An 11822-nucleotide genomic window follows, 5' to 3' on the forward strand; every position below is an offset into this window, starting at 1 on the left:
GATGGCGACGTTTGATTCGCTCAACGGACGCGCGGATGCCGGAGCTACCGAGGCGGTGCAGACGCAGGCGTTCGACGTTGTTGTTATCGGCGGCGGACCTGCCGGCATGGCGGCCGCGCTTGCCGCGCATAAGGTCGGCGCCCACGTGGCCATCGTGGAGCGCGAGCAGCATCTAGGAGGAATCCTCCGCCAGTGCATCCACCCCGGTTTTGGCCTTTCGCACTTTAAACAGGAGCTCACCGGTCCCGAGTACGCGCAGCGCTTTATTGACCAGGTGCGCGCGTCCGATATTGCACTGTCCCTGGGCAGCATGGTGCTTGGGATTGATTCGAGCGAGGGCGCGTGTGTGGGCGACCCGGACACGGACGAAGGTACAGGAGATGCCGCAGTCCATACCGTCACGCTCATGAGCCGTACCGGCATGCTTCAGCTCACCGGGCGTGCGGTCGTCCTTGCTATGGGATGCCGCGAGCGCACGCGCAGCGAGATCAAGATCCCCGGCAGCCGTCCCGCCGGCGTGTTTACGGCGGGCCTGGCGCAGCGATACATCAATATCGAAAACCTCAAGCCCGGCTCGCGCGCCGTCATTTTGGGCTCGGGCGACATCGGGCTGATCATGGCGCGCCGCTGTACGCTCGAGGGAATTTCGGTCGAGGGCGTGTACGAGCTCATGCCGTACGCCAACGGCCTGCGCCGCAACGTCAAGAACTGCCTGGACGACTTTGGCATTCCGCTGCACCTGTCCACAACCGTGACGCGCGTGATCGGACACGATCGCGTGGAGGCCGTTGAGGTGAGTCGGGTCGACGAGCACCTGGCACCCATTCCGGGGAACGAGCGCGTTGTTCCGTGCGACACGTTGCTGCTTTCGGTGGGTCTGATTCCCGAGAACGAGCTTTCGGTGGGCGCGGGCGTTGAACTTGACCCGCGCACGCGCGGCGCCGTGGTGGACCAGAGCCTGCAAACGGGCGTGCCGGGCATCTTTGCCTGCGGAAACGTGCTACACGTACACGACCTGGCCGACAACGTGACGACCGAGTCCGAGCGTGCCGGCGCGGCTGCGGCGGCATACGCGCTGGGCTGTAGTGCTGGGGCCGATGCGGGCACTGCGGACCCGGGCTGCCAGCTCACAGTCTCCCCTGCCGGCATTGCGGGCTACGCATTGCCGGGACGCATTACGGCTGTGGCACTTACCAAACTCAACTTCCGTGTGCGCCGACCGGTCGATGCCGCCCGTGTGCGCATTTTGGCAGGCGACGAGGAATTGTTCGCAGGCAAGGTCCGCCCGTTTAAACCGAGCCTAATGGAAAGCTTCCCACTGCCGGCAAAGGTGATTCAGCGCGCACTCGACCTGGGTTTCAGCGAGATTGCCCTTTCCGTCGATCCCGTCGAGGAGGCGTAGAGCCATGAGCACAAACGCGATCGAAACGCTGCAGTTCAACTGCACCACGTGCCCCTCCGAATGCCTCCTGACCGTTGAGGTGGAGCGCGACGCAGACGGTGCCGTGGTAGAGGTGCGCTCCGTGGCCGGCAACAGCTGCCCGCGCGGCGATAAGTTCGCGCATCAGGAGCTCACCTGCCCCATGCGCGTGCTCACCACCACCGTGGCCGTATCCGGCGGCGACGAGGCTCTGTTGCCCGTGCGCACGGCCGAAGCCATCCCGCTGGCCCTCCACGCCCAAGCCATGGCCCTCCTCCGTGGCCTAGTGGTCAAAGCCCCCATCCGCATGGGCGACGTCGTCCTCCCCGACCTCCTCAACACCAACATCAACCTAATCGCCAGCATGGACATCGACCGAGCCCAAGTAGCTAATTAGGGACGGGGCTCTTTTAGCTACCCCGCCATCCACCCCGCCCTCCTCAGTTGCGGTGAAATACGGACTGTTTTATGGCTTCAGGCTGCTAAACAGTCCGTATTTCACCGCAGCTTATGAGGGCCGCATGGGATGCAAAGGAGTGTCCCTATGTGCCAGGCTTGGGATACCATGGTGGCACCCTAGCGAAAGGACGATGTATGGCACATGTCGATGACCAGCGTGTGGCGCGCGTGCTCGATGCGCTCGAGGCTCAGCACCCCGGCTCGCAGCTGCTCGTAAACGACCCGTGGTCGATTTATTACCTGACCGGTTTTTATGCCGATATGTTCGAGCGTTTTTGCGGCGTGCTGCTCGCACGCGGTAGCGAGCCCGTGATCCTGGTCAACGCGCTGCATCAGCTGCCCGAGTATGACAATGCGCGCGTTGCCTACCACACCGATACCGACGTCGTGGCCGACGCCATCGCTCGCGAGGTCGATCCGACCAAACCACTCGGCATCGATACCGTCATGCGCTCCGGCTTTTTGATGCCGCTCATGGAGCGCCACGCCGCAAGCGAGTTTTTCCTGGGCGACTTTGCCGTCACCGCCGCGCGCACCCACAAGGATGCCGCCGAGCAGGAGCTCATGCGCATGTCCTCGGCCGCTAACGACGCCGTGATGGCCGACGCCATCAAGCTCGTCCACGAGGGTGTGACGGAGCGCGAGATCGCCGACCAGATGCTCGGCTTGTATCGCAAGCACGGCTGCGAGGGCTTTAGCTTTCCGCCCATCGTGAGCTTTGGTGCCAACGCCGGCGACCCGCATCACGAACCCGACGATACGGTACTCAAGCGCGGCGACGTGGTGCTGTTCGACATTGGCGGACGTCACTGCAACTATTGCTCGGACATGACGCGCACGTTCTCTTGGGGCGAGCCAGACGAGGAGACGGCGCGCATCTACGACATCGTGCGCCGCGCCAACGAGGCCGCCGAGGCGCTCATCGCACCGGGCGTGCGCATGTGTGACCTGGACCGCGCCGCACGCGACGTGATTGAGGATGCGGGCTATGGGCAGTACTTTACGCATCGCCTGGGACACTCGATCGGCTTGCAGGACCACGAGCCGGGCGACGTTTCACTCGCCAACGAGCAGGTCGTAGAGCCGGGCATGACGTTCTCCATCGAGCCGGGCATCTACCTCCCCGGCCGCACCGGCGTCCGCATCGAGGACCTGGCCCTGGTCACCGAGTCCGGCGTCGAGATTCTCAACGCCTACCCCCACGATCCGCTCCGCCTAGACTAGCCAATGTGACAAAGGGACAGCCCCTTTGTCACATTGCGATTACGTCGCGCCACAAAAACGGGCTATCTACTACGTTTAACCCGCATGGGTCGACCATGCGGGTCTTTTTTGAAAAACAGCAAGCCGTCTACCTGCGGTTTTAATTTTGCGATTTTCCGTCTGGTCGAGGGTAGTCGCCAAAACGTAGTAGATAGGCCCATTTCGAGGCAAGCGAGTCAACTCGGGGCACAAGACAGCTAAAAAAGCCCCGTCCCAAATTGGCTGCTTTTGAGTTGCGGTGATATACGGACTGTTTGAGGCTTCTGGCTTGTAAAACAGTCCGTATTTCACCGCAACTGATGAGGGGATGGGTTAACGGAGCAGCCCCGCTACTTCGCCGGCTAGGGTGATGGTGCCGGCGGCTACGAAGGGCTCACCCGCGGCATCGAGGGCTGCGAGGGCCTCGGATACGCTGGGATACACGCCAGCGAGCTTATCGGCGTCCACCAGGGCAGCGAGCTCCTCCGCCGGCAGAGCGCGGTCGGAATCGGTCTGCGTCACAACCACGCGCGGGAAGGCCGGGATCAGCACGTCGACGATGCCCGCCACGTCCTTGTCTGCCAGTGCGGCGCACAGCAGCGTGGGCCGATTTTCTACGAACGGATCGATCTCATCCAGCGCGCCCACAAAGTTCTCGCAGCTCTGGGGGTTATGGCAGGCGTCGATCAGCTTGAGCGGATCGGTTCCCAGCACATCAAAGCGACCCGGCGTGGGGCAGCCCATAAGCGATGCATCGAGCTTGTCGTGGTCGAGCTCGCGGCCCAGATAGCCCTCGCACAGCATAATCGCGCACGCGGCATTCTGCGGCTGATACGCCGGCTTAACCATCCTCGACGTATAGATCGCACGCGGCGTGGTGCAGCTAAACTCCACCGTATCACCAACGTGTGCCGGAACCTTTGTTGTGGCATGGTTCACCACGAGCGGCACCACACCGCATTCGCGGCAACGGGCATCCATCACGCGCTGAACGCTCGCCTCATGGGTACCCTCACCCAAAACAACCAAACGCCCAGGCTTAATAACCGCAGCCTTCTCCCCCGCAATAGCCTCAAGCGTGTCGCCAAGGACCTTCGTATGGTCGAGTCCAATGCCCGTAATGGCGACGGCGACGGGATCGGTCGCACTCGTAGCATCCCAGCGTCCGCCCATGCCAACCTCAAGCACGGCAACGTCCACGCAAGCCTCGGCAAACATAGTCAAACCGGCCACGGACAAAAGATCGAAAGGCGTAATAGCACGGAGCTCCTCGCCCGCCGCCTCACGACGCGCATTGAGACGACGGCCCGCCTCATACGCCGCAGAGACACCATGGGCAAAGACCTCGTCTGAGACGACCTTTCCGTCAATCTCCATACGCTCGGGATAGCGCACCAGATGAGGCGACGTAAAGAGTGCCGTCTTAAGGCCCTCGCCACGAAGAATGGCAGCCGAGAATCGCGTTGTCGAGGTCTTTCCATTGGTACCGGCTATCTGGACGCAATCATAGAACTCGTCAGGACGACCAAGCTCATCGAGCATCTCGACGACGGTCTCGAGCAGCGGCGTGGAATAACGCGCAATCTTGCCCGTATCGGCCGCAAGTGCAACAGCCTCATCAAAAGAAAGCTCCGGAACCTCAAACGGCACCGAATACAACCCAGAACGCTTCGCCATAACCAAAGTCCCCTCAACATAAAAAGAGGCCCGTAAGCAACAACGAGCCCCTCCCATTCAAAATATCAGCCAAACACCGCTTGCAGCGAGCTCAAGGCCACAACCAAGTGGCCCTAACCGGCAGGCAGCGGACGCCCCCGTAACCGCCATGGGAGCGGTTTGGGGCTTTGCTCGATACAAGTTCCGCACGAGCCGAAGGCCACTTAATGTGGCCTTCGTGCGAGCAGGACTGTCCGCAGTAGCGAGCAATGCCCCAAACCGCGTCCCCCAGTAACGCTTACGAGAAGTCAGCAACCTGAGCAGTCAGTGCAGCCAGGATCTCTTTGAGCTCAGCTGCACGGTCCCTCTTCTTCTGGACCACCGCGGGCGCGGCCTTAGCCACAAAGCCCTCGTTGGCGAGCGTCTTCTCGCAGCCGGCGAGCTCCTTCTGGGCCGCGGCGATCTCCTTCTCCAGACGCGCCTTCTCGGCCGAAAGATCAACCTTGCCCTCGAGCACCACAAAGACCTCGACGCCGCCGTCGACCACGGCAATGCTCGCAGCCGGCTTCTCGACGTCGGTACCCATGACCAGCGAGGCGGTGTTCGCCAGCGGTTCAATGGTCGAGCGCAGGCTCTCGAGCTTCTCGATGTCCTCGGCACCGGCGCGCACGACCACGTCGAGCTCGGCCTTGGGGCTCAAGCGGTAACGCGAACGCGTGGCGCGGGCGGCGGAAACGACGGTGCGGCACAGCTCAAACGCGCGCTCGGCGTCCTCGTCGACATACTTGACGTAGTCGGCAGGCTCCGGCCACTTGGCGATCATGAGTGCCTCGGGGCGGTCGACGTTGCCCTCCGCATCCAGGTCGAGCACGCTCGCCGGCATGTTGTCCCAGATCTCCTCGGTCACAAACGGCATGAGCGGGTGCATCAGGCGAATGGAGGTATCAAGAACAAAGATCAGGTTGCGCTGAGCCTGCAGACGGCCCTCGCCCTTCAGGCGGGCCTTGGTGACCTCGACGTACCAGTCGCAGACCTCGTTCCAGAAGAACTGCTGCACGCCGCGAGCCATATCGCCAAAGGTGTACTTCTCGATACCCTCGGTGACCATCTTGACGGCCTTGGCCAGACGGCTGAACATCCAGGCGTCGGCCGGCGTCTCCACGACGGGCTCGCCGGGCGTGTAGCCCTCCATGTTCATAAGCAGGAAGCGGCTGGCGTTCCAGATCTTGGTCACAAACGACTTGGCCTGCTCGGTACGCGGGCTGTCGATGAGCTTCTTGGTCTTCTTGTCGATGTTCGCGTCGAACTTGACGTCCTGGTTGTTGGTGCACAGCGTCAGCAGGTTGTAACGCATGGCGTCGGCGCCGTACATGCCGATGAGGTCCATGGGGTCAACGCCGTTGCCCTTGGACTTGGACATGCGGCTGCCGTCCTTGGCAAGAATCGTCGGGTAGATGACGACGTCCTTAAACGGCACCTCGTCCAGGAAGTACAGCGAGCTCATGACCATGCGGGCGACCCACAGTGCAATGATGTCGCGCGCGGTGACGAGCGCCGTCGTGGGGTGATGGCCCTCGAGCAGCTCCGGCTTTTGCGGCCAGCCCTGCGTGGCAAAGGTCCACAGCTGCGAGCTGAACCAGGTGTCCAGCACGTTCTCGTCCTGATGCACGTGATGACCGCCGCACTTGGGGCACACGTCGGTGTCCTCGGTAAGGGCGTCCTCCCAGCCGCAGTCCTCGCAGTAGAACACGGGGATGCGGTGGCCCCACCACAGCTGGCGGCTGATGCACCAGTCCTTGAGGTTCTCCATCCAAGTGGTGTAGGTCTGCGTCCAGCGCGCGGGATGGAAGGTGACCTTGCCGGAGTTGACGGCGTCGAGCGCCGGTCCCTTGAGCTTGTCGACGGCCACGAACCACTGCTCGGACAGCCACGGCTCCAGCGCGGAGTCGCAACGGTAGCAGTGCATGACGGAGTGATCGAGCTCGTCGACATGATCGAGCAGGTCGTGCTCCTCAAACCACTTGATGACGGCCTCGCGGCACTCGTCGCGGTTCATGCCGGTGAACTCGCCGTAGCCCTCGACAACCACCGCGTGCTCGTCAAAGATGTTGATCTGCGGCAGGTCGTGAGCCTGACCCATGGCGTAATCGTTGGGGTCGTGGGCCGGGGTGACCTTGACAAAACCGGAACCAAAGTTGGCGTCGACATGCCAATCCTCAAAGATGGGGATCTCACGGTCGACGATGGGGAGCTTGACGGTCTTGCCCACAAAGGCAGCCTTCTCGGGGTCCTTCGGGGAGACGGCGACGCCCGTGTCGCCGAGCATGGTCTCGGGGCGCGTAGTGGCGACGACGATGTAATCCTGGCCGTTGACCGGCTCGGTCAGCGGGTAGCGCAGGTGCCACAGGTGGCCCTTCTCGTCCTTGTACTCGGCCTCGTCGTCCGAGATAGCAGTGGTGCAGTTAGGGCACCAGTTGACGATGCGCTTGCCGCGGTAGATCAGACCATCGTGGTACCAGTCGCAGAACACCTTGCGCACGGCCTGGGCGTAGTCCTCGTCCATGGTGAAGCGCTCGTTATCAAAGTCGACGGAGCAGCCCATACGCTTGATCTGCTCGACGATGATGCCGCCGTACTCGTGGGTCCAATCCCAGCAGGCGTCTACAAACTTGTCGCGACCGATCTCCAGGCGGCTGATGCCCTCCTCTTTAAGCTTCTTGTCGACCTTGGTCTGCGTGGCGATACCGGCGTGGTCGGTGCCGAGCACCCAGCGCGTGGACTTGCCGCGCATGCGGGCCATACGGATGATGGCGTCCTGGATGGAGTCGTCGGTGGCGTGACCCATGTGGAGCTTGCCGGTCACGTTGGGAGGCGGAATGGTTACGGTGCAGTCGCCCACGCCCTCGCGGCGCTTGTAGTAGCCGCCGTCGAGCCACTTCTGCAGGATCGCCGGCTCGTTGGTCGACGGATCGTAGTTCTTGGGCATTTCTTCCATATATCTCTCCCTTGCCCGTCGGCGTGTCCGCCTGCTTGGTTTTCGCTCGGTCAGGTCCTGGGCTCGCACGAAGAGCACATTTAGTGCTCTTCGGCTCGTGCGGAATCTACGAAAACCAAGCAGGCGGACACGCCTTAGGTATCGATTACTTCAGTCTGAAGGTACTAACTTGACAATCTCACAGAATAGCACAGGCATACCTGCCGAAAAGGGACAGGTTTATTTTGGTAGGTTTTATCAGGGGAAACGACAGTTGCCCATATAAAACCGACCAAAATAAACCTGTCCCTAAATGGCAGGCCCCGCGGTGGTTGCCGCGGGGCCTGGATTCAAGCTATTTAACCGTAGATGCGCTGGGGTTGTTCTTCGCCCTTTACGGAGGCTTCGGTCACGACGACCTTGGAAACGCCCTCCTCGCTGGGGAGGTCGAACATCGTCTGCTGCAGCACGTCCTCGCAGATGGAGCGCAGGCCGCGGGCGCCGGTCTTGCGGGCAAGCGCCATGCGGGCGATCTCGTGCAGGGCGGCATCCTCAAACTCAAGCTCAACGTCCTCGAGCTGGAACATCTTGCGGTACTGGCGCACCACGGCGTTCTTGGGCTCGGTCAGGATCGACACCAGGTCGTCCTCGTCGAGCGCCTGCGTCTGGGTGACCACGGGCGTACGTCCCACAAACTCGGGAATCATGCCAAAGGCGTTGAGGTCCTGCGGGAGCACCTGGCGCAGCAGGTCGTTCTCGTCGACCGAGGTGGGGCCAGCGATCTCGGAGTTAAAGCCCACGCCCTTGTTGCCCACGCGGTCGGCGATGATCTTGTCCAGACCCACAAAGGCACCGCCGCAGATGAACAGGATGTTGGTCGTGTCGATCTGCAGCAGCTCCTGCTGGGGATGCTTGCGACCGCCGGTGGGCGGAACGCTTGCCACCGTGCCCTCAAGAATCTTAAGCAGCGCCTGCTGAACGCCCTCGCCCGAAACATCGCGGGTAATGGAGAGGTTCTCGGCCTTGCGGGCGATCTTGTCGATCTCGTCCACGTAGATAATGCCAACCTGCGCGCGCTCGATATCGCCATCGGCGGCGTTGATAAGCTTAAGCAGGATGTTCTCCACGTCCTCGCCCACGTAGCCGGCCTCGGTAAGCGCGGTAGCGTCGGCGATGGCAAACGGTACCTCGAGGATGCGCGCGAGCGTCTGGGCGAGCAGGGTCTTACCGGTACCGGTGGGACCGAGCAGCAAAATGTTGGACTTGGCGAGCTCTACCTCGTCCATATCGTCGTCGAACTGCGAGCCCATACCGTCGTCAAAGGCAGACACCGCGGCGCCGCCCTCGATCACGCGACGATAGTGGTTGTACACGGCCACCGACATGGCGCGCTTGGCGTCCTCCTGGCCCATTACATAGGCCGAGAGCTCGTCATAGATCTCGTGCGGCGTCGGCACGTGCGTGATGACCTGGCGGTCGTCCTCGAGCTCAAAACCCTCGGTCTCGGGGTCCACGGCGGGCTGGGATGCAGCCTGACCATGGTCGTTGAGGAAGCCTGGCAGCTTGCCGTTGCGGGCAGCGTCCATAAAGTCCGAAGCCAGCGACTCCTCCAGAATCTCGGAGCAAGCGGCGACGCACTCGTCACAGATAAAGATGTTGGTCGGGCCCTTTACGAGGCGACGGACCTGGCCCTGCTCTTTTCCGCAGAAGGAGCAGCGGATAGGGTTGCCGTTCTCGTCAAAGTTGTCCTGCATGTTTCCTGCCATCCTAGGCGTCCTTCGCGGCGAGGTCGCGCGAGGTGACGATACGGTCAATCAGGCCGTAGTCGAGGGCCTCGGCAGCGGTCAGGTAGTTGTCGCGCTCGGTATCGGCCTGGACCTTCTCGATGGGCTGGCCCGAGGCATCGGACAGGATCTGGTTGAGCTCGCAGCGGGTCTTCTTAATCTCCTCGGCCACAATCTCGATCTCGGTCTGCTGGCCCTGGGCACCGCCGCTGGGCTGGTGAATCATGACCTTGGAGTGCGGCAGGCAGAAGCGTTTGCCCTTGGCGCCGGCCGAAAGCAGCACAGCGGCCATAGACGCGGCCATACCGACGCAAATGGTCGAGACCTGCGGCTTGATGAAGTTCATGGTGTCCAGAATCGCCAGGCCGGAGTAGACCTCGCCACCGGGCGAATTGATGTAGAGCGAGATATCCTTCTCGGCATCCTGGCTCTCAAGATGCAGCAGCTGGGCAACGACCAGGTTGGCGCTGACGGAGTTGATCTCCTCGCCCAAGAAGATGATGCGGTCGTTGAGCAGGCGCGAATAGATATCGTAGCTGCGCTCGCCGCGCGGCGTCTGCTCGATAACGTATGGCACGAGGGCGGAATCGAACTTGGCGATCATACGCATCTCCATTTCTCTCTTGCGGACCAAATTGGTTCTAGATAAACGTACGGTGCCCGCATGCTATGCATTGGCTGGCACCGTACGAAGCAACCGGATAACCGGTGTATAACTTTACCCCATCACGGGCGCACGCATGCGCTCGCGGGCAAGGTGGCGAGAATTACTCGGCGTCCTTGGCGGTCTCGTCGACCTCGGTCACCTTGGCGTTCTCGACCAGGTGGTCGACGGCCTTGGAGCGACGGATGGACTCGCGGACGGCAGGCATGCGGCCATCGGCGATGAACTCGGCCTTGGAAGCCTCGACGTCCTTGACGCCGGCCTTCTCGAACTCGGCGTTGATGTCGTCCTCGGTGACCTCGATCTTGAGCTCACGGGCAAGGGCGTCCAGAGCCAGGGACTCACGGGCAACGTCGTTGGCCTGCTTGTGCAGGTCGCCGATGAACTGCTCCATGGTCAGGCCGGAAGCGGGCAGCCAGGTGTCCAGGGTCATGCCGCGAGCAGCGAGGTTAGACAGGAAGTTCTGGCCGAGCTCCTCAAAGACGGACTGCTCGTAGTCGGCATCCATCTCGTCGAGCTGCAGGCGCTCGGCGAGAGCGGAGACGCAACGGTTCTCCTTCTCGGCCGGGAGGCGGGAAGCCTTGTCCTGCTCGATCTCGATCTTGATGGCATCGCGCATGGCCTCGATGCTGTCGAAGCCAAAGTCGGACTTGACGAGCTCATCGGTGAGCTCGGGGGTGTTGCGGACCTTGATGCCCTTGACGGTGACCTCGACGGTGTGGGTCTCGGCCTCCTCGCCCTCCTCGGCCTCGTCGGTCCAGGTGACGGACTTGACGTCGTCAACGTTGGCACCGATCAGGGCCTCGTTGAACTCCTTGGGGTTGCTGTCGCTACCGGCGATGAGCATGCGGCCCTCGGCGGCGAAGTTGTCGGCGTTCTCGACGGCCTTGAGGTCGACGGTCACATAGTCGTCAGCCTCGACGGCGCGACCCTCGACGTCCTCGAAGGTGGCACGGTAGTTGAGGAGCATCTCGACCTGGTTGTTGATCTCGGACTCGGTGACCTCCGCAGGGGGCATCTCGATCTCGACAGCGTCGAAGGAGGAGAGCTCAGCGGCGGGACGCAGGGAGAACTCGACGGTGTAGGTGTAGTCCTCGTGATCCTTGGCGAGGTCGAGCTCCTTGTAGTCACCGTTCTTGGTGGGGACGATGTCCAGCTCGTTGAGGACGGCGGGCTCGTTGGCGGCGATCAGGTCGTTGGTGGCCTGAGCGAGGGTAGCCTCGGCGCCAAGAGCGGAGTCGATGACCGGACGGGGAGCCTTACCGGCGCGGAAGCCCGGGAATCGGTACTTCTTGGCGGTGTCCTTGTAGGCCTTCTTGATCGCGGCGTCGACGTCGGCGGCCGGGATGGTGACCGTAGCGGTGAGCTTGGCGTCCTTGACGTCAGAAGCGGTGATGTTCAACACGTTCCTCCTCATACTGCCCAGCTTATCTGAGGTGCTGGTACCTTTATGCAACAAAGAGTCGCGACGGCGGGAGCCGACGCAGATGCGTTGGTGCGGGCGAAAGGACTCGAACCTTCACGGGAATCCCACCAGAACCTAAATCTGGCGCGTCTACCAATTCCGCCACGCCCGCATGAGCGCACAGACTAGGAATGATAGCAGATACAAGCGGCAAGCGC

The 11822-nt window shown here is 62.1% G+C and carries 8 protein-coding genes and 1 tRNA gene; 3 read left to right on the top strand and 6 right to left on the bottom strand.

Annotation, left to right across the window (positions count from 1 at the left end; all coding sequences use genetic code 11):
- Nucleotide 1: 1 nt before the first annotated feature.
- From I4W07_RS01475 to I4W07_RS01485, 3 genes are all read left to right on the top strand, one after another.
- Nucleotides 2-1402, top strand: a complete 1401-nt coding sequence (locus I4W07_RS01475; protein ID WP_196025377.1) for an NAD(P)/FAD-dependent oxidoreductase — start codon at nt 2-4, stop codon at nt 1400-1402.
- Nucleotides 1403-1406: 4 nt separating this feature from the next.
- The gene (locus I4W07_RS01480; RefSeq protein ID WP_196025378.1) at nt 1407-1817 is read left to right on the top strand and encodes a DUF1667 domain-containing protein; all 411 of its coding nucleotides are present in this window, start codon (nt 1407-1409) and stop codon (nt 1815-1817) included.
- 197 nt (nt 1818-2014) lie between these two features.
- On the top strand, nt 2015-3103 hold the full coding sequence (locus I4W07_RS01485; protein WP_196025379.1) for a M24 family metallopeptidase: 1089 nt from the start codon (nt 2015-2017) through the stop codon (nt 3101-3103).
- A gap of 351 nt (nt 3104-3454) precedes the next feature.
- Here the strand turns inward: I4W07_RS01485 and I4W07_RS01490 are convergent, their stop codons facing one another.
- From I4W07_RS01490 to I4W07_RS01515, 6 genes are all read right to left on the bottom strand, one after another.
- Complete coding sequence (locus I4W07_RS01490) at nt 3455-4798, bottom strand: bifunctional folylpolyglutamate synthase/dihydrofolate synthase (RefSeq protein WP_196025380.1); 1344 nt, start codon at nt 4796-4798, stop codon at nt 3455-3457.
- 277 nt (nt 4799-5075) lie between these two features.
- Entirely contained in the window at nt 5076-7772 is a 2697-nt protein-coding gene (locus I4W07_RS01495) for a valine--tRNA ligase (RefSeq protein ID WP_196025381.1), read from the bottom strand.
- A gap of 338 nt (nt 7773-8110) precedes the next feature.
- On the bottom strand, nt 8111-9517 hold the full coding sequence (gene clpX, locus I4W07_RS01500; RefSeq protein WP_196025382.1) for an ATP-dependent Clp protease ATP-binding subunit ClpX: 1407 nt from the start codon (nt 9515-9517) through the stop codon (nt 8111-8113).
- A gap of 1 nt (nt 9518) precedes the next feature.
- Nucleotides 9519-10139: an ATP-dependent Clp protease proteolytic subunit gene (locus I4W07_RS01505; protein ID WP_196025383.1), complete on the bottom strand. Its 621-nt coding sequence runs from the start codon at nt 10137-10139 to the stop codon at nt 9519-9521.
- Between the two features lie 163 nt (nt 10140-10302).
- The gene (tig, locus tag I4W07_RS01510; RefSeq protein ID WP_271739724.1) at nt 10303-11604 is read right to left on the bottom strand and encodes a trigger factor; all 1302 of its coding nucleotides are present in this window, start codon (nt 11602-11604) and stop codon (nt 10303-10305) included.
- 88 nt (nt 11605-11692) lie between these two features.
- A tRNA-Leu gene (locus I4W07_RS01515) sits at nt 11693-11776 on the bottom strand.
- Between the last annotated feature and the right edge of the window lie 46 nt (nt 11777-11822).

This window comes from Collinsella aerofaciens (assembly GCF_015670745.1).
Classification (GTDB): domain Bacteria; phylum Actinomycetota; class Coriobacteriia; order Coriobacteriales; family Coriobacteriaceae; genus Collinsella; species Collinsella aerofaciens_T.

Excerpts from the sequence above, each read along its gene's own strand:
- I4W07_RS01485 (WP_196025379.1), top strand. The coding sequence starts at position 2,015 with ATGGCACATGTCGATGACCAGCGTGTGGCGCGCGTGCTCGATGCGCTC.
- I4W07_RS01480 (WP_196025378.1), top strand. The coding sequence starts at position 1,407 with ATGAGCACAAACGCGATCGAAACGCTGCAGTTCAACTGCACCACGTGC.
- I4W07_RS01475 (WP_196025377.1), top strand. The coding sequence starts at position 2 with ATGGCGACGTTTGATTCGCTCAACGGACGCGCGGATGCCGGAGCTACC.
- I4W07_RS01495 (WP_196025381.1), bottom strand. The coding sequence starts at position 7,772 with ATGGAAGAAATGCCCAAGAACTACGATCCGTCGACCAACGAGCCGGCG.
- I4W07_RS01490 (WP_196025380.1), bottom strand. The coding sequence starts at position 4,798 with ATGGCGAAGCGTTCTGGGTTGTATTCGGTGCCGTTTGAGGTTCCGGAG.
- clpX (WP_196025382.1), bottom strand. The coding sequence starts at position 9,517 with ATGGCAGGAAACATGCAGGACAACTTTGACGAGAACGGCAACCCTATC.
- I4W07_RS01505 (WP_196025383.1), bottom strand. The coding sequence starts at position 10,139 with ATGATCGCCAAGTTCGATTCCGCCCTCGTGCCATACGTTATCGAGCAG.